This is a genomic window from Phyllobacterium sp. K27, from assembly GCF_054796155.1.
The window spans coordinates 1,821,951-1,843,101 of record NZ_CM139240.1; the positions used below are offsets into that span (position 1 = coordinate 1,821,951).

The following is a 21,151-nucleotide window of genomic DNA, read 5'->3' on the forward strand; positions in this document are numbered from 1 at the left end:
GGAATCAGTTGACGCGCAGGATGATCTTGCCAAAAACGTCCCGGCCTTCCATTCGCTTCAGCGCCGTATCAATATCGTCGAAGCCGACTTCAGTATCAATGACAGGATGAACCAGACCGCGTGCCATCTTCTGCATGGCATCGGCCATGTTTTCCATGCGGCACCCGAAAGAACCAAGCAGTTTCAACTGTTGCTGAAAAAGCATCATCAGGTTCATGCTTGTCGAAACGCCTGATGTTGAGCCGCAGGTAACAAGACGCCCGCCGCGACGTAGCGACAGCATGGAACCAGCCCAGGTATCAGCTCCCACATGCTCGAAAACAACGTCGACGCCCTTCTTTTTAGTCAGTTTACGCACGACGCCTTCAAAGCGGTCTTCGCGGTAATTGATGACATGATCGGCACCAAGTGCCTTGGCTTTTTCAATCTTGTTGTCAGAACCCACGGTAGTAATGACCGTGCAGCCCATCTTCTTGGCAAGCTGGATGGCAGCCGAACCGATGCCTGAACCGCCAGCATGCACCAGAATGGTTTCGCCGGGTTCGAGTTTGGCATTGTCGAACAGCATGTGCTCGACAGTTCCAAATGTGACAGGAGCAACCGCTGCACCGATTTCGTCAACGCCGGGAGGGGCAGGAACCAAAAGGCGCGCCTTGAGGTTCACCTTCTCCTGAGCAAAGCCATCAAGATGGAAGCCGTGCACGCCGGAGACATGTTCGCAAAGATTGTCGCGACCTTCGCGGCATGGGCGGCATAGACCGCAGGTTTGTGCGCCGTAAATCGAAACCAGTTGTCCTGGAAGCAGGTTGCTGACGCCCGGGCCTATAGCATCGACCACGCCGGATGCTTCCGCACCAATTGTCAAAGGCATTTTACGCTTGGCAAAGGCCATGCCACGCCAACCCCAAACATCAATATGGTTGAGTGCAACCGCTTTGATGTTGACTGTTACCTCGCCGGGGCCCGGTGGAGGTGGGGGAGCAACCTCGACGATTTCGAGTTTGCGATCTTCGATCAGCTGTAATGCACGCATTGCCGTTTCCTGGAGTGGTGCCGCCGCAATAAGGCAGGTGACCGCTCATTTGTGGGTTGCGCAATTCCGGACGGAAAAACCGGCTCCGTATTCTGGAACTGCTCTCATTCAGGCTTCGGATTAGTTCGGTTCTGCCGTCATGACAAGACACGTATTTTGTCCGCCAAATCCGAAGGAGCTTGAAAGCACCGCCGAGACCTTTGCCTCGCGCTTCACATTGGGCACGACATCCAGCACGATTGCCGGGTCCGGATTGTCATAATTGATGGTCGGCGGAATTGTGCCAGTCTGTATGGTCAGTACAGAGAAAACCGCCTCAATCGCACCTGCCGCCGTCAAAGTATGGCCGATCATCGATTTGTTGGAGGAAACAGGTAATGAGGATATGCGGTCACCGAAAACAGTCGAGAGAGCCAGATACTCCATCTTGTCGTTTTCCGGAGTCGAAGTGCCATGGGCATTGACGTAGTCGATGGCGTCTTCCTTGATCCCCGCATCGTCCAAGGCTGCGCGCACAGCGCCAATCGCTGGAGAGCCATCGGGCTTTGAGCGTGTGCGATGGAAATCATCTGCCTTTTCGCCGCAACCACGCATGATTCCGAGAATATTGGCTCCGCGGGCAACAGCAGATTCCAGCGATTCCATAACAAGCGCGCCGGAACCTTCGGCCATGACAAAACCGTCACGGTCCTTTGAGAAGGGCTTGGCGGCCTTGTGGGCAGGTTCATTATGGGTTGAAAGCGCCGATAGCAGCGAGAAGCGGATAAGCGCTTCTGCGGAGACGGAGCCGTCAGTTCCGATTGACAGCACGCGGTCGCTTTCGCCGCGCCGGATAGCCTCGACACCAAGTTGGATTGCAGTTGCACCTGATGCACATGCGGTCGACAGCGTGATGGGCAGTCCGCGCGTTCCGAATTTGTCGGCGATGCATTCTGCTATAAAGCCAAATTCCGCCGTGTTGAACATCGCGCTTTGCGGTGCCTTTCGGCAAGCTGCCAGCAATAGATCATAGCCGGGTTCGCCTTCGGACTTTACCAGTGCATCAAGCGCGAAGCGGTTGCGCCATTCGAGTTCCACGGGCGGCGCTGCGAGAAACAGCGGTCCGCCGAAATCATCGATTGGAAAACCGGCTTGTGCTATGGCCTCTTCAGCGGCAAGGGAAGCCAGTTTCTGCGAAAGTGCTGACGCTCCCTGACTGCTCTCTTCAAGAAAATCCACAGTCCCGGCTATTTGCGTGCGCAGATTGTCGAGCGCAAAACGCGTTATAGTGTGAATGCCGGAAGTGCCCGAGGTCAGAGCTGTCCAGTTTTCTTCCTTGCCTTGTCCAAGCGAGGAGACCACACCAAGACCAGTAATTGCAACCAGGGGGCGACCTAGATGATCAGTATATTTGGACATTGGAATATCCTTTAAACCTTGCTCAGGCGGGCAACGCCTTCACTGCGCGTCGCGCCGATGGAAGTCGCGAGTGCGCTGGAAATATTGGCCGGACCAGTTGCTTCGTTTTCACTATCAAGCGGCGGAAAGGCTGCTGCGTTGAAAACACTCAATGCTGCGATCGCAACGGCGAGAGGAAACTGCGCCTCGCGCAAATGTCCCGTCTTACTGGAAAGTCCACGAACCGTAGAGCTGGGGAAGGCTTCCAGCGCTGCTTTTTCTGCGGAAGTAGCTGCCTTCGCCCCTGTTGCACCCGAAATGATCAGATCAGCCACTTTGTCTGCGCTTGCGGCGCCGAGAAGCTTGGAAATCGTTTCGCCAAGATTTTCGCGGCTGCGGCGGATCTGTGAGCTATAGATGCCGTCAATAGCGGCATAAGCGCGAACACCGCGTTTCTTGGCATGATCTGCGCTTTCGAGAACGAGAAATGCACCGCCGGAACCTGTGATGATGCCACCGCCTTCGGAACCATCTCGTTGCCAGACCGGTGACCATCCATCGGTTTTCAACATCTGGTTCAGCTCGAAACCGAGCAACATATCGGGATGTTCGGCATTATATGAGCCACCCACGAGAGCGTGGGTGCTCTGGCCGGAACGAATGCGTGAAACCGCTGTGTCGATTGCAGAAATCCCAGCGCCTTCTTCGCCCATGAATGTGCGCGACGACCCGGTGACCTTATGCACAATCGAGATATTGCCTGCGAGCAGATTGGAAAGCTGTGCCAGGAAAAGCGTTGGACGCAATTCCGTCGACAGTTTTTCGTTCAGCATCGTTCCAAGGTCATTGCGGATACGCGCTTCGGCTAGAATTTGCGTGTCGACAGTTACGTCGCGTTCACCGCCACCTGCTGCAACGACCATATCCATCGTTGAACAGAGGGCTTCATCATCCTTGATGCCTGCGTCCTGTAACGCAAGGCCGGCGGTATAGGTGCCGATACGCTGCCAGGTTTCCATCTGCCGCTGATCGCCACGTTTTGGAATCTGGTTGTTCCAATCAACCTCACCAAGCGGGTGCACAGTGTACGGTTTAAACTTTTCACCATCAACGCGTGGCTTCGCTCCATCGTTGAAGGCCTGCCAATGTGCATCGATCCCTTCGCCCAAGGAGGAAATGAGTCCGATGCCTGTTATAACGACGGTGTTGTTCTGCATTGTCTCGCAACACCGTTTTACGGTGCATCCGGTTAATGAAAATGTTTTGGTCTCGCGACGGTCGCGGATCAGGCCTTTTTAGCAGCGACGAGTTCGTCGATTTTGGCGCAGAGGTTCTTCAATACGAAGTATTCTTCGGTCGGAACCTTGCCGTCATTGACTTCCTGTGTCCATTGCTCGAGCGGAATCTTGATGCCGAATGCTTTATCGATAGCGAAAACGATATCGAGAAAGTCCAGACTATCGATGCCAAGATCGTCGATTGTATGGCTTTCTGGCGTGATACTGTCGCGGTCGATTTCGCTGGTTTCAGCAATGATATCGGCGACTTTGTCGAATGTGTCGGACAATTGATTTTCCTTTTGTTTCCGGTGTCTCGTCTAAGACACTGCAATCTGATGAGCCGGTATCTAGCTTTTTTCGCAAGCGAGGGAAAGACCCAAGAATATGTGCTCATTAGTCGAATATGATTCTTCCGGCAACGTGAATGGTTTTTCCATCCTGCGCTGGAGCCGCAACAACAGCCTCGGTTGGCCGCGGTGTAACGCCTGTTAGCGCAATTATATTGTTACGATCCGTCAGCAATACCAGATTTCCGGAGCCTTTGAACGAAAGGATCGTGGTTCGAATTTGTTCGAGCTGCGTTTCCCGTGCAGCACTGTCGCTGGCTGCTGGATCAAGTGGAGCGAATACTTCTATAGGAGATGAACCAAAGGAAAGCCGGGCTGTCTCACGTGCGTTGCAAATGGAACTTGTCAAAACCTTGTCGATTCGCACGCGCCGCGCAGCAAATCGGGCGCCCAGCTTTTGCGCCAGTTGGTGTCCCCGGACGGACAATGTGCGTGCGGCACAATCTGCGGAAGTGTCAGACGATGGGCTAAGCGCGCCCGAAGCATCGCCGCCCTGGATCAGAAGTGTATAACCTCCGCGCTGAACTCTTGCCCAAGCGGCATCTGTGGCCTGAGCGGGCAAAGTTGAGAGGGCGATGCCAAATATCAGCACCAACGTCGTGTAAGGCCAAAGACTTGATCGATATATCATTCATTCTCCTTAGCAGGCAGATGGGGATTCTGCTTACAAAAATAAAGTGATCATGTTCTGGACTTGCTCCTTGAAACTTCCAGGCTTATTGCGAAAGATCATGAGTCTTATCCAAACAATCATTGTTGTTTTCGGTGTCATCGCTATCGCCTATGCGGCGGCGCATTTCAAATTGCTTGACGAGCGGGTAGGCGACGGTCTCTCCGATTTCGTGTTCATGATTGCGGCGCCGCTCTTGTTGTTCAGAACCATGGTGACTGCGGATTTCCATGGTGCAGCACCCTGGACGTTATGGATTGCCTATTTCAGCGGCGTGATTGTTGCTTGGGCTGCGTCGGATATGGCTATCAAATATATGTTTGGCAGAGACAATCTCGCTGGTGTCGTTGCCGGGGTTTCGGGGTCGTTCTCCAATCTCGTCTTTCTTGGAATGCCCCTTGTGCTCGGCGTATTCGGGCAAAACGGCTTTGCCATTCTCTCTCTCATTGTGGCCATTCACATGCCGATCATGATGGCGGCGTCAATCAGCCTGCATGAGATCGCAATGCGACGGGACGGCGTTTTCAGCGGCGAGGGGCATCTGATTGCGGTTGTGTCATCATTCTTTAAAAGCTTGCTGCGAAATCCGTTTGTGCTTGGCATTCTGGCCGGGTGGATTTGGCGGCTTGTTGGTCTGCCAATGCCACAGACGGCAGACGCGCTTATACAAACTTTGGCAAGCGTTGCCGGGCCTGTTGCACTCTTCGCGATGGGAATGGGCCTGAAGAAATTTGGCGTATCTGGCAATATTGCCGCAGCGCTTGTCATGTCTGTCATCAAGCTGATGTTGATGCCTACAGTCGTTCTGGCAGCCGTGTGGTTGCTGGGCATAGCACCGTTTACCGCAAAAATTGCCGTCGTGGCAGCAGCTTTGCCCGCTGGCGTGAATTCCTATCTCATTGCCACACGCTTTGGAACAGGGCAGGCATTGGCGTCAAACTCAATGGTTATGGCAACAGCTCTATCTGCGGTGACACTGGCATTCTGGGTTTCAGTTGTTACCTATATATTTGGCTAGCTGTACCGTTGCAGCTTCGACCGAAAAGGAGCAGGGTAAGATTGCGGGCCTTACTCAGGGGCCCCATTATCCTTCACGGAATGTACCAAAACGGCACAACCCTTTCGAATACAGGGAGACTATGATGTTGCAAAAATCCAGCCAGTTCATGAAGCAGGCGAATCTCATCAATGGCGAGTGGGTCGCGGCAGATTCCGGCAAGACGATTGATGTCATCAATCCCGCGACGGGCCTCGTCATTGGCACGGTGCCCAATTCCGGTAAGGCTGAAACGAAGCGTGCCATTGATGCTGCGGCAGAAGCATTCAAAACATGGCGCAGGACGTCGGCGCTGGAGCGATCCAAGCTGATGCGCAAGTTGCATGATCTCATCCTCGAAAACCAGGATGCGCTTGCTGAACTACTGACACTTGAGCAGGGTAAATCACTGGCCGAATCCAAAGGCGAGGTGGGCATGTCTGCCGCTTATATCCTTTGGTATGCCGAAGAGGCGCGGCGCACTTACGGCGATACTGTTCCGTCGCCTTGGGCTGATCGCCGGATCATGATCACCAAAGAGCCGGTCGGCGTTATCGGCGCTATCACCCCGTGGAATTTCCCGTCGTCAATGCTGGCACGCAAGATTGGCCCCGCCTTGGCTTCGGGTTGTACAGCCGTTGTAAAACCTGCCACGCAGACACCTTATTCCGGTCTTGCATGGGGACTTTTATGCGAACAGGCAGGGATTCCGAAAGGCGTTGTCAATATCCTGACTGGTTCAGCCAGCGAGATTGGCGGCGAAATCACCAGCAACCCAATCGTGCGCAAAATTACCTTCACCGGCTCCACCGAAATCGGCAAGATTTTGATCAAGCAGGCAGCTGATACTGTCAAGAAAGTATCAATGGAACTCGGCGGAAATGCGCCATTCATCGTATTTGATGATGCGGATGTCGACCGCGCCGTCGATGGCGCGATTATGGCAAAATTCCGCAACTCCGGCCAAACCTGCGTTTGTACAAATCGTTTTCTTGTTCAGGCTGGAATCTACGACAGTTTCGTTGAAAAATTTGCAGCAAAGACGGCAAAACTCAAGATCGGCAATGGGCTTGAAGCAGGCACTGAACAGGGCCCGCTCATCGATGAAAAGGCTGTTGAAAAGGTTGAGGAATTCATCGCAGACGCGAAACAAAAGGGTGGAAAGATCATCACCGGTGGTAAACGGCATTCGCTAGGTGGCCGTTTCTTTGAGCCGACGGTTATCAGCGACGCAAAGCCCGAGATGCTTTTTACCACCGAGGAAATCTTTGGTCCCGTTGCGCCCGTCTACAAGTTCGAGACGGAGCAGGAAGCAATCGACCTTGCCAACAACACCCAGTTCGGACTTGCCAGCTATTTTTACACACAGGATCTCGGGCGTGTGTTTCGTGTTTCCGAAGGTCTGAAATATGGCATGGTCGGTGTCAATGAGGGATTAATCACGACGGTCGAAGCTCCCTTTGGCGGCGTTAAAGAATCAGGTCTCGGCAAGGAAGGCGGACATCAGGGCATCGAAGATTATCTCGATACCAAATATGTCTGTATCGGCGGGCTTGGACTTTAGAATAATTGGCTAACCCTATTTACCTGATGCAGCTCGATGCATCAGGTGGCTTGAAGAGAGATTCTTGTAAAAGGTTTTAAAATCAAATGGATACAGAAGTTTTCGGGCATGCAGAATCAGGAGAACCGGTTCATTGCATTACGATAGCCGGTGGTGGTCTTACTGCAAAAGTCTTGACCTGGGGTGCCGTTATTCAGGATCTGCGTCTGAAAGGGCATGAGAATCCACTTGTGCTCGGCTACAACAAGTTCGCGGATTATCCTGCCTATTCGCCCTATCTTGGGGCGACAATTGGACGTTCCGCCAATCGTATCCGTAATGGCGAACTGACAATTGATGGCAAGAGCTATGAGTTGCAGAAGAATTTCCGCGACCTGCACAATCTCCATGGTGGCACATTGGGTGCTGGTAAACGGCTCTGGCAGGTTGTGGCCGTTGGGCCGGATTATGTGACGCTGACGATCCAGCTTTCCGATGGAGAGATGGGGTTCCCGGGTAATCTCAATATTACCTGCACCTATATGCTGGAGTCGAAGGGTACCTTGGCTATCCGCATGGATGCAGTCACGGATAAGCCGACCATCTGCAATCTTGCTCATCACAGCTATTTCAATCTTGATGACGGTGGTGCAACTGACGCGCTCGATCATCAGGTGCGGATAGATGCGCAGGCCTATCTGCCTACCGATGCCGATCTTCTGCCTGATGGACGCGTTTTGCCTGTGGCCGGCACCACGCATGATTTTCGTGAATTTAGACCAGTACGGCGGGAAGAAAACGGCAAGCAGGTCATCTATGACAACAATTTCTGCCTTGCCAGCCAGCGGCGTCCTCTATGTGCCGTTGCTTGGGCCAGAGGAGCTAAATCTGGCGTTGAAATGACCGTATCAACCACTGAGCCCGGTGTGCAACTCTACGCATCCAATACGCTTGGTGGAAAGCCTGCCATTGGTCTAACCGGAAAGACATATGAAAATTATGCGGCACTGTGCTTCGAGCCACAGATTTGGCCCGATTCGCCCCATTTTCCATACTTTCCACAGGCGATCCTGCGGCCAGACGAAACGTACAGCCAAATGACCAAATACAGCTTTAAAAAATCTTAATTGCCAAAGGCAGCGCGCGCTTCGCTCATGGGAGCAAGCGCGCCGTGGAATTCTACCACGCGAGCAGCAACTTTATGTGCACTGGCTGCCGCCTTGGTGGGATCGAGGCCGGCAAGGCGCGCAGCAATATACCCGCCATTGAAGCTGTCGCCAGCGCCTGTCGTGTCGATTGCCTTCGCTTTGACTGCCGGTACGCTCGCCTGATGCCCATCAACAACAACAAGCGCTGGTTCTGTTCCGTCTTTAACAATGATTTCCCGCACGCCATAACTTGCTATCCGAGTGGCCGTGTCGTTCGGTGTTGCATCTCCAAAAAGCGCGTTCTCATCTGGAAATGTGGGCAAGGCGATGTCGGTGACGTGAAAAGCATTACTAAGCACCTGCCGGGCTGTCTCGGGATTTTCCCATAGGCGAGGGCGGTAATTTGCATCAAATACGATGAGCGATCCTTGCCTGCGTGCATTGCTGATCGCGGTTAAAACATTTTGACGGTTTTGGTGACTCAAAATACCCATGGTGATTCCGGAGAAATAAATAATCTCACGTCCATCAAGGCTTTTGGCCAGCGCCTCCGTGTCATCCGCCAGCTGGCGCGCAGCGGCGTCATTACGCCAATAGGTGAACGAACGCTCGGCACCAGTCAAACTTATCGCGTAAAGTCCCGGTCGTGCACCCGCGATTATAGGACTATTGGCTGTCTGGATACCATTTTCATTCAGGAAGGCGCGCTGTTTGATGGAGAATGGGTCGTCCCCGAATGCTGTAACATAGTCTACCGGATATTCGGATTTGGTGAGCGCGCGGACATACCAGGTGGTGTTGAGCGTATCGCCTGCAAAACCCATGCGCCATTGGTCGCCATTGGCACCGGAGAGTTCAATCATACACTCGCCAATTGCTGCAAATCCGCCCATGCCATCTCTCCCGATTATTGGTCGCGCGACTGATATACTAGTGCAGTCTCTCTGTCATTTCCAAAGTGGCGGCTGTCATAATCGTTTCATCATGGCATCTTACCCGGAATAGGCATGCAGGAGAGAATTGATGACGCGAATTACCTCGATAGAACAACTTGAAGCCATTTATAGTGGTGTAAGCGAGGCTTCTACTGCCAAAGTCGCTAATCGAATCACGCCGGATTATCGCTTGCTGATTGAGGGGTCGCCGTTTGTTGCCCTTGCCACCAGCGGTCCGGAGGGGTTGGATTGCTCACCACGCGGCGATCTTGCCGGTTTTATTAGAGTTCACGATGAACAGACGTTGATGTTGCCCGATCGGCGCGGCAACAACCGCATTGATTCGTTGCGAAACATTGTTCGGGACCCACGTGTGGCTTTGTTGTTTCTTATACCCGGTTTGACAACGACCTTTCGAGTCAACGGACGAGCCTATATCGAAACGGATCAAGCGGTGCTTGAAAGCTTTGTTGTGGATGGTAAAGCGCCCCGTTCCGTCACCGTCATCGAGGTTGAAGAGGCCTACTTCCAATGTGCCCGTGCACTTATCCGCTCTGAGCTTTGGAATCCGGCAAAGCATCGCTCGCCAAAGGAATTCCCCACGCCGGGTCAAATCCTCGCTGCATTGAGCGAAACCCGTTTCGACGGCGATACCTATGACCGTCAATGGCCGGAGCGAGCTGCGAAAACCATGTGGTAGATTAACCGCTCGTCTGGTTGCCGATTGCAATTTCCATGCGGTCGGCGGAAAAGCGCGTTTTTGCGTATTCAACTGGCCGCCCCTCCATATCGACGTTGATGGCTGTTGCGACAATGACGATGGCGCCGGGCGAAAGTTTCAGGTGTCGCAAATCCTCGGCATCAGCATGACAAGCTCCAATAATCGTTGACTGACGCAGATAGTCGTCAATTCCGGCCTGTTTGAACGCTGCGGTCACCGAACCTGACGCACGATAATCCTCTATCATATTTGGCACACGTGCAGCATCGAACCAGGCTGTAGCGCAGGATATGGGATTGTTGTCTGCGGTGTGCATCGTATCGATTCTGATGACCATACCGGAATGCAATCCCAGTGCAGAGGCAACTTCCGGTGTGGGCTCCTCCAAAGCCGAACCAAGCAACATGCCCTTTGTCTCACGAACCTGCGTGGAGAGAACTTCCGAGAATCTTGTGCGTTCACCGATTCGATAGGTAAGCTTTTTTGCATTGGCGACAAATGTCCCGCGTCCCTGTTCGGCTCGAAGCACGCCTTCCTGGGTGAGAGCAGCTATCGCACTGCGAATTGTATGGCGGTTTACCGAAAACCGTGTCGCAAGCTCGATTTCAGGTGGCATCCGCACGCCCTTGGCCATTTTGCCTGCCGAAATATCGCTCCTGATTTGATCAGCGATCTGGCGCCAGACAGCGACGCCGCTGTTTCTCGTTATCAGATGGCTTGAACGCATGCTTTGTCATGCTCCTGTCATTGACGGGTATTATAACCGCGCTTATTGTCTAATTGTATAGATAAATAGACAAATTGCTGCGAGGTGTCAATGAGCAATGTAAATTTGGAAATGGGTTCGCAGCCCGAGGTGACGACGCCAGAAGCTGCAAATTCTGACCGCAAAGCGGCCATGGCGCTTCTGGCGCAAGCAACTGTGCAGGAGATGCGGCAGTTCTGGGATCGCTGGGAAAACAAGCCCGCAGTCGAGACTTTGCGTGGCCCCGAAACTGGGTTGGTCATGGTGCGGGGGCGTATCGGCGGCGGTGGGGCGGCTTTCAATCTGGGTGAGGCGACGGTGACGCGGGCGACCATACGGCTCGATAATGGCACGGTTGGTCATGCCTACACGCTCGGACGTTCAAGCGAGAAAGTCAAGCTTGCAGCGGTCTTTGATGCGATTTGGCAGGAGCCAGCCCATCGTCAGGCAGTTGAAGCTCATGTGCTCGCTCCTATCGCGCAGCGTTTGAATGAGGGTCTTGAACAAAGGCGGGCGGAGGCCGCTGCAACCAAGGTCGATTTTTTTACTATGGTGCGGGGAGATGATTGATGCGTTCAGCAACTCAGGTTTTTGAAGGCGGGTTCACCGACACGGTATTAAACTCGCAGGAAATATTTCGGGCATTGATGGACGCTATGGCCAATTCGGGCCGTGTCCTTTCTGTCAGTGATCTGGCTCTTGCTCCATCGCCTTTATCGCCTGTTGCGGCTTCGATCGCTGCTACGCTCTTCGACCACGATGCTACCGTATGGTGTGACAAGCCGGTGAAGGCTTCGCAGGATGCCATCGGCTGGCTGAAGTTTCACACCGGCCTTGAACTCACCAACGACCCTTCCCATGCCGATTTTGCTTTGGTCAGTGATATTGCGACGATGCCGTCTTTCGATGCATTTGCCAAAGGTACGTCTGAGTATCCTGATCGCTCCACCACCATCATTTTGCAGGTCGCGGGTTTTGATGGTCCGCAGAAACTGACACTTGAAGGTCCGGGAATCAAAGATACGCAAGTCTTTGCTCCGAGCGAGATTCCTAAAATGTTCATGGAGCAATGGACAGCAAATCGTGGCGCTTTTCCGCGTGGTATCGACCTGATCTTTGCTGGCAATGGCGCGCTCGCCGCTTTGCCGCGCACAACACGCATTTCCAAGAAGGAGGCTTGAGTCATGTATGTTGCCGTTAAGGGCGGTGAGGCCGCCATTCGCAATGCGCACAAACTTCTGGCAGATCGCCGCCGTGGTGATCGCTCGGTTCCAGCTATTGGCCTCGACCAGATTGTCGAGCAGCTGGCGCTTGCTGTCGATCGCGTCATGGCGGAAGGTTCGCTCTACGACACCGAGCTTGCTGCGCTGGCTGTAAAGCAGTCTCGCGGCGATCTGATAGAGGCGATTTTCCTCGTCCGGGCTTATCGGACGACATTGCCGCGTTTCGGCTATACAAAGCCGGTCGAGACGTCGCAGATGACCATTGAGCGGCGTATTTCTGCGACGTTCAAGGATTTGCCCGGTGGTCAGTTGCTCGGTCCGACCTTCGATTACACCCACCGTTTGCTCGACCCGGAACTTGCAGAAGATGCATCGGTTGATGTGCCGGATCAACGCGCGGAAGCCTATGAGCACACGCCGCGTGTGACGGATATTCTGGGCCATGACGGCATGATCGAAGCTGATGGCGATATGCCAGAGGGTGCTCAAACAGGCGATCTGACACGCGAGCCTTTAACTTTCCCTCTTGAGCGCGATGTGCGGCTACAGGCCCTGGCGCGCGGCGATGAAGGTTTTCTGCTTGGTTTGGCCTATTCCACCCAGCGCGGCTATGCGCGAAGCCATCCGTTTGCCGGTGAGATTCGCATCGGCGAAGTTGAAGTTGAACTGGAAGTCGCCGAACTTGATTTTCCGCTAACCCTTGGCCGTATTCGTCTGACCGAGTGCCAGATGGTCAATCAATTCAAGGGATCGTCGAAGCAGCCGCCACAGTTTACGCGTGGATATGGTCTTGTCTTCGGTCAGAGCGAACGCAAATCGATGTCCATGGCCCTTTGCGATCGCGCATTGCGGGCACGGGAACTCGGCGAAGACATCACTGCCGCGGCGCAGGATGAAGAATTCGTCATTTCACACAGCGACAATGTTCAGTCCACCGGCTTCGTCGAGCATCTGAAACTGCCGCATTATGTGGATTTTCAGGCGGAACTCGATCTCGTGCGCCGTATGCGCGGCGAACATGAACGTCAAAAGAACCAGATCAGTGAGGCCGCAGAATGACCGAGCTTGCGACGTATAATTTTGCTTATCTTGATGAGCAGACCAAGCGGATGATCCGCCGGGCCATTCTCAAGGCTATTGCTATCCCCGGATATCAGGTGCCGTTCGCCAGCCGCGAAATGCCGATGCCCTATGGCTGGGGCACCGGTGGCGTGCAGGTGACCGCCGCGATCATCGGCCCGAAAGATACGCTGAAAGTCATTGATCAGGGCGCTGATGATACGACGAATGCGGTTTCAATTCGCGCCTTTTTCCAGAAGGTTTCCAATGTTCCGGTTACCACCAAGACCACCGAGGCGACGATCATTCAAACACGCCATCGCATTCCAGAAACCGCGCTGGCAGCAGGTCAAACGCTGGTCTATCAGGTGCCAATCCCTGAACCTTTGCGGTTTCTTGAGCCGCGTGAAACTGAAACACGCAAGATGCATGCGCTTGAGGAATATGGGCTCATGCATGTGAAGCTCTACGAAGATATTGCCCGTCATGGCCACATCGCGACCACATACGCCTATCCGGTGAAGGTAGAAGGGCGCTATGTGATGGACCCGTCGCCGACGCCAAAGTTCGACAATCCAAAGATGCACAATTCACCAGCGTTGCAGCTTTTCGGAGCAGGGCGGGAAAAGCGCATTTACGCAATTCCGCCCTATACGCAGGTTGTCAGCCTCGATTTCGAGGATCATCCTTTCGAGATCCAGACATTCTCGCAGCCATGCGCTCTTTGTGGGGCTAAGGGCAGCTATCTCGACGAAGTCATTCTCGATGACAAGGGAGGCAGCATGTTCGTCTGTTCCGACACGGATTTTTGTGAAGAACGTCAGGCCACAGGACATCGCGGTCATCTATCGGCACCACAGGTGGAGGCAGCAGAATGAGCGATACACCTCTCTTGAAGGTTGGGGCATTATCCAAATTTTACGGAAGCCGTATCGGGTGCAAGAATGTTTCGTTCGAGCTTTTTCCCGGCGAAGTGCTTGCTGTGGTTGGCGAATCTGGCTCCGGTAAGACCACATTGCTCAACTGTCTGGCGACGCGGCTTGCGCCTTCCGCCGGAACCGTCGAATACCGCATGCGCGATGGGCACTTCCGCGATCTCTACCGCATGGGTGAGGCAGAGCGGCGCTTCCTCATGCGCACAGACTGGGGCTTTGTTCATCAAAACCCAGCTGATGGTTTGAGAATGACCGTGTCAGCTGGTGCCAATGTCGGGGAGCGGCTGATGGCAATTGGCGACCGGCATTATGGCAATATCCGCGCGACAGCCACTGACTGGCTTGGCCGTGTTGAGATAGCAGCGGATCGCATAGACGATCAGCCGCGCGATTTTTCCGGTGGTATGCGCCAGCGACTTCAGATTGCACGCAATCTTGTTACCCATCCGCGTCTCATTTTCATGGATGAACCGACGGGCGGGCTGGATGTTTCAGTACAGGCAAGGCTTCTCGACTTACTGCGCGGCCTTGTCAGCGATCTTGGTCTGGCAGCTATCGTCGTGACCCATGATCTGGCCGTCGCTCGTCTTCTGTCGCATCGTATGATGGTGATGAAGGACGGCCATGTCGTGGAAACGGGTCTTACCGACCGCGTTCTGGATGATCCGCAAGCGCCATATACGCAGCTTCTTGTCTCCTCCATTCTACAGGTTTGACCATGCCGACACCTCTCGTTGTTTCCGATGTCGCCAAGAGCTTCACCATGCATTTGCGTGATGGCATTCGCCTGCCGGTGGTGGCCAATGTTTCCTTCTCCATTAAAGCAGGGGAATGTGCGGTGCTGGGCGGACCATCCGGTGCTGGCAAAAGCTCGATCCTTAAGATGATCTACGGCAATTATGCTGTTGATACGGGACAAATCATTGTGCCTTATCGTGATCGCTTGGTTGATGTTGCGGCCGCAGACGCTCGCACAATGCTTGGCATTCGCCGTGATCTGATTGGTTATGTAAGCCAGTTTCTGCGTACAGTGCCGCGCGTTTCTGCTCTTGATGTCGTGGCTGAACCGCTGGTTGCGCGCGGTAATGACCGCGATGAAGCGCGCGAAAAGGCTGCTGCTCTTCTTGCGGCGCTTAATTTACCGGAGCGGCTATGGTCGTTGCCGCCAGCAACATTTTCTGGCGGTGAGCAGCAACGCGTCAATATCGCTCGGGGCTTTATCACAGATCATCCAATTCTATTGCTGGATGAGCCCACCGCGTCGCTCGACGCCAGAAACCGCGATGTTGTGATTTCCATGATTCGTGACAAGAAAAATGCAGGCGTTGCCATGCTTGGTATCTTTCATGATGATGATGTACGTGAGGCTGTCGCCGACCGGATTATCGATGTCATGGCGTTTTCAGTTCCAGGCGGAATAGCCGCATGAGCCGTTTGTCGGAAATACCTTTCGTGCATGAAACCGCAACGGTTCACGACTCCAGTTTGGGCCGTTACACGGAAGTTTCCGAGCGCTGTCGCATAAGTGAGGCAACGCTCGGCGACTATTCCTACATTATGCAGGACGGCGCGGTGTGGTGTGCGAAAATTGGCAAGTTTGCCAATATTGCAGCCAGTGTTCGCATCAACGCGACCAACCATCCGACATGGCGGCCGACACTGCACCATTTCACCTATCGCTCTGCCGAATATTGGGATGATGCGGGTGTTGATGACGAGTTTTTTGAATGGCGACGGTCAAATCTTGTCACCATTGGGCATGATGTCTGGATCGGTCACGGATCAACAATTCTGCCCGGAGTGACTGTCGGTGACGGGGCTGTCATCGGAGCTGGAGCCGTGGTTTCGAAGGATGTTGCGCCCTACACAATTGTAGGTGGAGTTCCTGCCAAAAAAATCCGGGACCGTTTTGATTCGAACACCGCAGAACGCCTGCAAATACTGGCTTGGTGGGATTGGGATCACGCCAAACTACGTGCGGCACTTGATGATTTCCGCAAATTGGAGATCCAGGAATTTCTGGAAAAACACGGTGCGTAAGGCAACTGAAAGTTGTCACGAAACTGAGACAAAACCGCCATTGCAGGTTCACATAAACCCTCTACCACAAGCTGACGCCAACAGAGGTTAATTGATGCTGAGAATCGAAAACGTGACGCGGCGCTTTGGCAGTAATATCGCCATAGACAACGTCAATGTAGAAATTCCGCAAGGTCAGATGGTTGGCATTATTGGCCGGTCAGGGGCTGGGAAATCAACGCTGCTGCGCATGATCAACCGGCTGATTGATCCCTCCGAAGGCTCTATCATTTTTGATGGCACGGATGTTGCGAAATTGCGCGGCAGCAATCTGCGCAACTGGCAGCGCGATTGCGCAATGATCTTCCAGCAATTCAATCTCGTGCCGCGACTTGATGTACTCACCAATGTCTTGCTTGGACGCCTCAATCATCGCTCAACGATTAAAAGCCTTCTGGGAATTTTTTCACGTGAAGAACGTGCCATGGCAATAGCGGCTCTTGAGCGGTTGGACATAGCCAAGACGGCCTTGCAGCGCGCCGGGACGCTTTCCGGTGGCCAACAGCAGCGCGTCGCTATCGCCCGAGCGTTAATGCAGAATCCCAAGGTTATTCTGGCCGATGAGCCTATTGCTTCGCTGGATCCGCGCAATGCGCAAGTGGTTATGGAATCGCTGCGTGATATCAATGAGCGGGAGGGCCTTACGGTTATAACCAATCTGCATACGCTGGATACGGCAAGGCACTTTTGCCAGCGCATCATTGGCATGCAGGGTGGAAAAATCGTTTTCGACGGAGGTCCGGACGAGCTGACAGAAATGGCCGCCCGCCGCATTTATGGTGCCGACGGTCTCAAGGACGCATTTTCAGAAGCTATTACATCCACCAGCATTTCGCGCGGCGCGCCAAAACCCATTCCCGAGCTTGAGGCCATTCTGGCCGCTCGCTGAGAGATCGTCTAGCCCACGTCACGGGCAACCATGAACAGATCGCAAACTCAAACAGAAGTTTGACAGGAGAGACCAATGTTGCTCAAAAAAGCCCTTCTTGGTGCCATCGCAATCGGCGCAATGCTAGCCGGCTCGATGGCTCGTGCCGAAAATCTTGAAACTTTTCGCGTTGGCATTATCGGCGGCGAAAACGAAGCCGATCGCCTGCGTAACTACCAGTGCATTGTCGATCAATTGCCAAAGGTTCTTGGCGTCAAGGATGTCAAGCTTTTCCCGGCCACAGATTATGATGGCGTTATCCAGGGCTTGCTTGGCGGCACACTGGATTATGCTGAGCTTGGCGCATCTGGTTTTGCAAAAATTTATCTGGCTGACCCGAAAGCCGTTGAGCCGATTCTGACGACGGTTCAAACCGATGGTGCAACCGGATATTATTCGATCATGGTTGCGCGCAAGGATAGTGGCATCAAGTCTCTGTCCGATATGAATGGCAAGAAACTTGGTTTTGCTGATCCGGACTCAACGTCCGGCTACCTTGTTCCTGTGACCTCATTGCCAAAAGACATCAAGACGTCTGTAAAAGATTATTTCAGCGAAACCGGTTTTGGCGGCGGCCATGAAAACCTCGTTCTTGCGGTCAAAGACGGCAAGTTCGATGCTGGCACGACATTTGGTTCAGGTGTTGGCAAGTTCGATGAAGGCTACACATCAGGCAACTTGCGCAAGATGGTCGATAAAGGAACCATCGACATGAAAGACTTTGTAGAGCTTTGGAAGTCACCGCTCATCCCTAATGGTCCAATTGTTGTCCGAACCTCGCTCGACAATGATACCAAGACCAAGTTCAAGAATTTCATGATGGATCTTCCAAAGTCGGACCCAGCCTGCTTTGCAGCAACGATGGGGGGGGATTTCAAGGGCTATACTGAAGTCAATACCGAGTTTTATCAGGCGATCATTGACGCACGCAAGGCGCAGATCGGCGGTTAATTCAACCACTCTGTCACGGCCAGATCACCTGATCTGGCCGTGATTTTTTATGCTCTGGAAGGACCAGCCGATGAGCCGCGTCAATTCGATAGAACTAACGCCTGACGGTATCGAAATCGAACGTCACTGGCAGGAGCTTGCCAGCCGTCGCCGCGCATATTCCTGGCTCATTGGAATAGGACTGCTGCTTGCCGTTTCTGGTTCGCTTTGGTTTGCAAATGATTCGAACGCTGGCAAGTTCTTCGACCGGCTTCCGCATTTCTTTGATTTTGCTGGCGATCTCGTACCGCGTGACGGCTGGGAAGTCTGGCGCGCGCTGTTTGATTTGCCATCACCCTATTTCGATGGAAGCCTGAAATTCGACTATCCTGAGGGCCGGGTCTACGTCTTCGGTGCGTTCTACATTCCTGAATATTTCTACAAGATGCTGGAAACGCTGAATATCGCGATCATCTCGACATTGGTTGGTGCGTTTTTTGGTTTTCTTCTTTGCTTTCTGGCGGCTAAAAATCTCGTGAAAAGCAAGCTGATAAGGTTTGCAGCGCGCCGTTACATGGAAATTCTGCGCGCCTTTCCGGAAATCGTTATCGCCGGGTTTTTCGCTGCTATCCTTTCATTGGGGCCTATTCCCGCCATGTTTGCGGTCGGCATTCACACAGTCGGCGCGCTTGGCAAGCTGTTTTTCGAAGTGGTCGAAAATGCCGACATGAAGGCGGATGAGGGGCTGCGCGCTGTTGGTGCCAATTGGTTCGAACGCGTTGGCTTCGGTATTGTCCCGCAGGTCATGCCAAACTTCATGTCCTATGCCTTGCTGCGTCTGGAAATTAACGTCCGTGCCTCGACAATCATCGGAGCGGTCGGTGGTGGTGGTATTGGTGAGGAACTGCGCTTGTCTATCGGGCGCGGGCATCAAGCCAAGACATTGGCAATCATATTGCTGCTTCTGGCAACCATCATAGCCGTCGATCAATTCTCTGCCTGGCTGCGACGACGACTTGTCGGCAATCAGGCATTCGCGTTCGGAGGCAAACAGTCATGAGCGCTCTAACCTCCCTTAACGTTGCCGATTTCGAATCCCGCTATCCCGATGTGTTCAATCCATCGATTTTGAAGCGTTTCATGCCCTTGATCATTGGCGCAGGGGTGGTGCTTTATCTGGTTTATTGCTGGTGGTTTTTTTCCATCGGAACGGTGCTTGCGACAGGTCAATGGCAGCGGGCCGAAATTTATGCGCGCGATTGGGTGTCCTATGCAATCCGCACGACAGTTCGCATGAGCGCTGAAGGGACAACCATCAGCTATCCGCGGTTTTCAGAGCTTGGCGACAATCCAAAACCCGATTGGGCGATACAACAGGGTAATGATGTTACGGTAACGTTTGGCGTGGGCAGTTCACTGCAGATCTCCCCGACGCAAGTTGTTGCAATCCGTGGCAACGAGACACTCCTCGTCCTCATTGAACCTGAAGGCGCCAAACCTCAGAGCGCTTTGCCTGATTGGGCGTCGCTCAAGGAAGATCAGGTTACGGTCAATTTCGGTTTTTCCGGGACTGCGGATATTATTCCCGAGCGGGTTGTTATCAGCCGCCGTTTCTTCGGCTGGGCGAATTTTGTGTTCGATACGGCATCACCATTCTGGAATAAATCCATCGGTGAAGTCGCATCCATGATTGTCAGTGGCGAGCGTATAAAGCCCGAAATGTCGAATGCCGCGCTGGCCTTTGACAATATCTGGTACAATTCCGCTTGGCAGCACGGCGATGTATGGACCAAGCTCATGCAGACCATTGTGATGGCTTTTGTCGGAACTTTGCTTGCAACGCTTGTATCGTTCCCGCTGGCCTTCATAGCTGCACGCAATATCATGCCAAACTTCTTTGCAAATCAGATTACGAAACGGTTCTTCGATTTTCTTCGTTCGGTCGATATGCTGATCTGGGCATTGTTTTTTACGCGCGCCTTTGGCCCGGGACCGCTTGCTGGTATTTCTGCAATCTTTTTCACCGATACCGGTACATTGGGGAAAGTCTATTCCGAGACGCTGGAAAACATTGATGACAAACAGCGCGAAGGCGTCAAATCTGTGGGTGCAGCGCCCGTAAATGTTCAACGCTACGGCGTTCTGCCGCAAGTGCTGCCGGTCTTCGCCAGCCAAGCGCTTTATTTCTGGGAGTCGAACACCCGTTCGGCAACCATCATCGGAGCGGTTGGTGCAGGCGGCATCGGCCTGAAACTCTGGGAGGCGATGCGCACCAATACCAACTGGCATAATGTTGCCTATATGGTCGTGCTTATCCTCGCGGTGATCTTTATCTTTGATGGAATATCCAATGCACTGCGCTCCCGCTTGATGGGGAAGCAGCAATAAGATTGGCTATATTCAAAGGCTTGTCATAATCGGAGCGTAACGCGAGACTGCTCCGGAGGAATCAAAATGCGCTATGCGATTTATTTTACACCGCCTTCCAGCGATCCATTGTTGAAAGTAGCGGCTAACTGGCTTGGCCGGAATGCCTTTACCGGGCAGCCGGTGCGCGCGCCTCAAATTCGCAATCTGGCGCATGGGGAAGTAACGAAGCTCACGGAATCGGCGCGTCGTTATGGGTTTCATGCGACGCTCAAGGCACCTTTTCATCTTGCCGAGGGGTTGGAAGAGCGTGAGCTTTTATCAGCATTGATGCACTTTGCTTCCTCCATGAAGCCCGTGGAGATTCCCAAGCTGAAGATTGAAAATCTTGATGGTTTCTTTGCACTGGTTCCCGAAGAACCTGTGGCGAGGCTGAACCAATTGGCTAATGATATTGTTGTTGCATTTGATCGTTTTCGCGCGCCGCCGAATGCGCAGGAAATCGCAAGACGCAATCCTGGCAAAATGAGTGCTTCGGAACGTCGTAATCTGGAGCAATGGGGCTATCCCTATGTGTTCGATGATTTTCGTTTTCACATGACGCTTACCAACCCTGTTGCTGAACCTGACCGCGAAAAAATCTCGCAGATGTTGAGCGAATTTCTTGAGCCAGTGCTCGAAGAGCCGGTCGAGATCAAAAATATCGCATTGTTTACCGAGGCAGAGCCCGGTGCCCCATTCGAAGTACATTCCCTGCATCCGCTGGCAGGAACGAACATAAGAAAGACCGCTTGA

The 21,151-nt window shown here is 53.2% G+C and carries 23 protein-coding genes; 16 read left to right on the forward strand and 7 right to left on the reverse strand.

Going from position 1 to position 21,151, the window contains the following annotated elements; all coding sequences use genetic code 11:
• Nucleotides 1-4: 4 nt before the first annotated feature.
• From ACYJL1_RS08810 to ACYJL1_RS08830, 5 genes are all read right to left on the reverse strand, one after another.
• Nucleotides 5-1,033, reverse strand: coding sequence for a zinc-binding dehydrogenase (locus ACYJL1_RS08810; RefSeq protein ID WP_460895064.1), 1,029 nt, complete (start codon nt 1,031-1,033; stop codon nt 5-7).
• Nucleotides 1,034-1,153: 120 nt separating this feature from the next.
• Nucleotides 1,154-2,431, reverse strand: a complete 1,278-nt coding sequence (locus tag ACYJL1_RS08815; protein WP_460895065.1) for a beta-ketoacyl-ACP synthase — start codon at nt 2,429-2,431, stop codon at nt 1,154-1,156.
• 11 nt (nt 2,432-2,442) lie between these two features.
• Nucleotides 2,443-3,627 (reverse strand): beta-ketoacyl-ACP synthase, encoded by a 1,185-nt coding sequence (locus ACYJL1_RS08820; RefSeq protein WP_460895066.1) that lies wholly within the window; start codon nt 3,625-3,627, stop codon nt 2,443-2,445.
• A 68-nt stretch (nt 3,628-3,695) separates the two neighbouring features.
• On the reverse strand, nt 3,696-3,977 hold the full coding sequence (locus tag ACYJL1_RS08825) for an acyl carrier protein (RefSeq protein ID WP_008123430.1): 282 nt from the start codon (nt 3,975-3,977) through the stop codon (nt 3,696-3,698).
• 106 nt (nt 3,978-4,083) lie between these two features.
• Complete coding sequence (locus tag ACYJL1_RS08830) at nt 4,084-4,668, reverse strand: histidine phosphatase family protein (RefSeq protein ID WP_460895067.1); 585 nt, start codon at nt 4,666-4,668, stop codon at nt 4,084-4,086.
• A gap of 97 nt (nt 4,669-4,765) precedes the next feature.
• Between ACYJL1_RS08830 and ACYJL1_RS08835 the strand changes: the two genes are divergently transcribed.
• From ACYJL1_RS08835 to ACYJL1_RS08845, 3 genes are all read left to right on the forward strand, one after another.
• Nucleotides 4,766-5,725, forward strand: coding sequence for an AEC family transporter (locus ACYJL1_RS08835; protein ID WP_460897981.1), 960 nt, complete (start codon nt 4,766-4,768; stop codon nt 5,723-5,725).
• A gap of 124 nt (nt 5,726-5,849) precedes the next feature.
• On the forward strand, nt 5,850-7,307 hold the full coding sequence (locus ACYJL1_RS08840; protein WP_460897982.1) for an NAD-dependent succinate-semialdehyde dehydrogenase: 1,458 nt from the start codon (nt 5,850-5,852) through the stop codon (nt 7,305-7,307).
• An 86-nt stretch (nt 7,308-7,393) separates the two neighbouring features.
• On the forward strand, nt 7,394-8,413 hold the full coding sequence (locus tag ACYJL1_RS08845) for an aldose epimerase family protein (RefSeq protein ID WP_460895068.1): 1,020 nt from the start codon (nt 7,394-7,396) through the stop codon (nt 8,411-8,413).
• Here ACYJL1_RS08845 and ACYJL1_RS08850 read toward each other — a convergent pair.
• Nucleotides 8,410-9,327, reverse strand: a complete 918-nt coding sequence (locus ACYJL1_RS08850; protein ID WP_460895069.1) for a sugar kinase — start codon at nt 9,325-9,327, stop codon at nt 8,410-8,412. The genes ACYJL1_RS08845 and ACYJL1_RS08850 overlap by 4 nt on opposite strands.
• A 130-nt stretch (nt 9,328-9,457) precedes the next feature.
• On the opposite strand from ACYJL1_RS08850, the gene ACYJL1_RS08855 reads away from it, so the two are divergent.
• Nucleotides 9,458-10,069, forward strand: a complete 612-nt coding sequence (locus tag ACYJL1_RS08855; protein WP_460895070.1) for a pyridoxamine 5'-phosphate oxidase family protein — start codon at nt 9,458-9,460, stop codon at nt 10,067-10,069.
• Nucleotide 10,070: 1 nt separating this feature from the next.
• Here the strand turns inward: ACYJL1_RS08855 and phnF are convergent, their stop codons facing one another.
• On the reverse strand, nt 10,071-10,817 hold the full coding sequence (phnF, locus tag ACYJL1_RS08860; RefSeq protein WP_460895071.1) for a phosphonate metabolism transcriptional regulator PhnF: 747 nt from the start codon (nt 10,815-10,817) through the stop codon (nt 10,071-10,073).
• Between the two features lie 90 nt (nt 10,818-10,907).
• Here phnF and phnG point away from each other — a divergent pair, with 90 nt between their 5' ends.
• The 12 genes from phnG (at nt 10,908) to ACYJL1_RS08920 (ending at nt 21,151) form a co-directional block, all read left to right on the forward strand.
• Nucleotides 10,908-11,405 carry a phosphonate C-P lyase system protein PhnG gene (gene phnG / locus ACYJL1_RS08865; RefSeq protein ID WP_460895072.1) on the forward strand — a complete coding sequence of 166 codons (498 nt, stop codon included), beginning with the start codon at nt 10,908-10,910 and terminating at the stop codon, nt 11,403-11,405.
• On the forward strand, nt 11,405-12,016 hold the full coding sequence (gene phnH, locus ACYJL1_RS08870) for a phosphonate C-P lyase system protein PhnH (RefSeq protein WP_460895073.1): 612 nt from the start codon (nt 11,405-11,407) through the stop codon (nt 12,014-12,016). Before phnG ends, phnH begins: the two co-directional genes overlap by 1 nt.
• A gap of 3 nt (nt 12,017-12,019) precedes the next feature.
• Nucleotides 12,020-13,117: a carbon-phosphorus lyase complex subunit gene (locus ACYJL1_RS08875; RefSeq protein WP_460895074.1), complete on the forward strand. Its 1,098-nt coding sequence runs from the start codon at nt 12,020-12,022 to the stop codon at nt 13,115-13,117.
• Entirely contained in the window at nt 13,114-13,995 is an 882-nt protein-coding gene (locus ACYJL1_RS08880) for an alpha-D-ribose 1-methylphosphonate 5-phosphate C-P-lyase PhnJ (RefSeq protein ID WP_460895075.1), read from the forward strand. The genes ACYJL1_RS08875 and ACYJL1_RS08880 overlap by 4 nt, the downstream gene beginning before the upstream one ends.
• Nucleotides 13,992-14,768: a phosphonate C-P lyase system protein PhnK gene (gene phnK / locus ACYJL1_RS08885; protein WP_460895076.1), complete on the forward strand. Its 777-nt coding sequence runs from the start codon at nt 13,992-13,994 to the stop codon at nt 14,766-14,768. The genes ACYJL1_RS08880 and phnK overlap by 4 nt, the downstream gene beginning before the upstream one ends.
• A gap of 2 nt (nt 14,769-14,770) precedes the next feature.
• Complete coding sequence (gene phnL, locus ACYJL1_RS08890; protein ID WP_460895077.1) at nt 14,771-15,481, forward strand: phosphonate C-P lyase system protein PhnL; 711 nt, start codon at nt 14,771-14,773, stop codon at nt 15,479-15,481.
• The gene (locus ACYJL1_RS08895) at nt 15,478-16,092 is read left to right on the forward strand and encodes a DapH/DapD/GlmU-related protein (protein ID WP_460895078.1); all 615 of its coding nucleotides are present in this window, start codon (nt 15,478-15,480) and stop codon (nt 16,090-16,092) included. Before phnL ends, ACYJL1_RS08895 begins: the two co-directional genes overlap by 4 nt.
• 94 nt (nt 16,093-16,186) lie before the next feature.
• On the forward strand, nt 16,187-17,020 hold the full coding sequence (gene phnC, locus ACYJL1_RS08900; protein ID WP_460895079.1) for a phosphonate ABC transporter ATP-binding protein: 834 nt from the start codon (nt 16,187-16,189) through the stop codon (nt 17,018-17,020).
• Nucleotides 17,021-17,098: 78 nt separating this feature from the next.
• Nucleotides 17,099-18,010 (forward strand): phosphonate ABC transporter substrate-binding protein, encoded by a 912-nt coding sequence (gene phnD, locus ACYJL1_RS08905; protein WP_460897983.1) that lies wholly within the window; start codon nt 17,099-17,101, stop codon nt 18,008-18,010.
• A 70-nt stretch (nt 18,011-18,080) separates the two neighbouring features.
• Nucleotides 18,081-19,049, forward strand: coding sequence for a phosphonate ABC transporter, permease protein PhnE (phnE, locus tag ACYJL1_RS08910; RefSeq protein WP_460895080.1), 969 nt, complete (start codon nt 18,081-18,083; stop codon nt 19,047-19,049).
• Nucleotides 19,046-20,377: a phosphonate ABC transporter, permease protein PhnE gene (gene phnE / locus ACYJL1_RS08915; protein ID WP_460895081.1), complete on the forward strand. Its 1,332-nt coding sequence runs from the start codon at nt 19,046-19,048 to the stop codon at nt 20,375-20,377. The genes phnE (ACYJL1_RS08910) and phnE (ACYJL1_RS08915) overlap by 4 nt, the downstream gene beginning before the upstream one ends.
• A gap of 66 nt (nt 20,378-20,443) precedes the next feature.
• Nucleotides 20,444-21,151, forward strand: a complete 708-nt coding sequence (locus ACYJL1_RS08920; protein WP_460895082.1) for a DUF1045 domain-containing protein — start codon at nt 20,444-20,446, stop codon at nt 21,149-21,151.

Excerpts from the sequence above, each read along its gene's own strand:
- ACYJL1_RS08850 (WP_460895069.1), bottom strand. The coding sequence starts at position 9,327 with ATGGGCGGATTTGCAGCAATTGGCGAGTGTATGATTGAACTCTCCGGT.
- phnL (WP_460895077.1), top strand. The coding sequence starts at position 14,771 with ATGCCGACACCTCTCGTTGTTTCCGATGTCGCCAAGAGCTTCACCATG.
- ACYJL1_RS08895 (WP_460895078.1), top strand. The coding sequence starts at position 15,478 with ATGAGCCGTTTGTCGGAAATACCTTTCGTGCATGAAACCGCAACGGTT.
- ACYJL1_RS08840 (WP_460897982.1), top strand. The coding sequence starts at position 5,850 with ATGTTGCAAAAATCCAGCCAGTTCATGAAGCAGGCGAATCTCATCAAT.
- phnE (WP_460895081.1), top strand. The coding sequence starts at position 19,046 with ATGAGCGCTCTAACCTCCCTTAACGTTGCCGATTTCGAATCCCGCTAT.
- ACYJL1_RS08875 (WP_460895074.1), top strand. The coding sequence starts at position 12,020 with ATGTATGTTGCCGTTAAGGGCGGTGAGGCCGCCATTCGCAATGCGCAC.
- ACYJL1_RS08810 (WP_460895064.1), bottom strand. The coding sequence starts at position 1,033 with ATGCGTGCATTACAGCTGATCGAAGATCGCAAACTCGAAATCGTCGAG.
- phnE (WP_460895080.1), top strand. The coding sequence starts at position 18,081 with ATGAGCCGCGTCAATTCGATAGAACTAACGCCTGACGGTATCGAAATC.
- phnG (WP_460895072.1), top strand. The coding sequence starts at position 10,908 with ATGAGCAATGTAAATTTGGAAATGGGTTCGCAGCCCGAGGTGACGACG.
- ACYJL1_RS08845 (WP_460895068.1), top strand. The coding sequence starts at position 7,394 with ATGGATACAGAAGTTTTCGGGCATGCAGAATCAGGAGAACCGGTTCAT.
- ACYJL1_RS08820 (WP_460895066.1), bottom strand. The coding sequence starts at position 3,627 with ATGCAGAACAACACCGTCGTTATAACAGGCATCGGACTCATTTCCTCC.
- phnH (WP_460895073.1), top strand. The coding sequence starts at position 11,405 with ATGCGTTCAGCAACTCAGGTTTTTGAAGGCGGGTTCACCGACACGGTA.
- ACYJL1_RS08830 (WP_460895067.1), bottom strand. The coding sequence starts at position 4,668 with ATGATATATCGATCAAGTCTTTGGCCTTACACGACGTTGGTGCTGATA.
- phnC (WP_460895079.1), top strand. The coding sequence starts at position 16,187 with ATGCTGAGAATCGAAAACGTGACGCGGCGCTTTGGCAGTAATATCGCC.
- phnF (WP_460895071.1), bottom strand. The coding sequence starts at position 10,817 with ATGCGTTCAAGCCATCTGATAACGAGAAACAGCGGCGTCGCTGTCTGG.
- ACYJL1_RS08855 (WP_460895070.1), top strand. The coding sequence starts at position 9,458 with ATGACGCGAATTACCTCGATAGAACAACTTGAAGCCATTTATAGTGGT.
- ACYJL1_RS08920 (WP_460895082.1), top strand. The coding sequence starts at position 20,444 with ATGCGCTATGCGATTTATTTTACACCGCCTTCCAGCGATCCATTGTTG.
- phnK (WP_460895076.1), top strand. The coding sequence starts at position 13,992 with ATGAGCGATACACCTCTCTTGAAGGTTGGGGCATTATCCAAATTTTAC.
- ACYJL1_RS08880 (WP_460895075.1), top strand. The coding sequence starts at position 13,114 with ATGACCGAGCTTGCGACGTATAATTTTGCTTATCTTGATGAGCAGACC.
- ACYJL1_RS08815 (WP_460895065.1), bottom strand. The coding sequence starts at position 2,431 with ATGTCCAAATATACTGATCATCTAGGTCGCCCCCTGGTTGCAATTACT.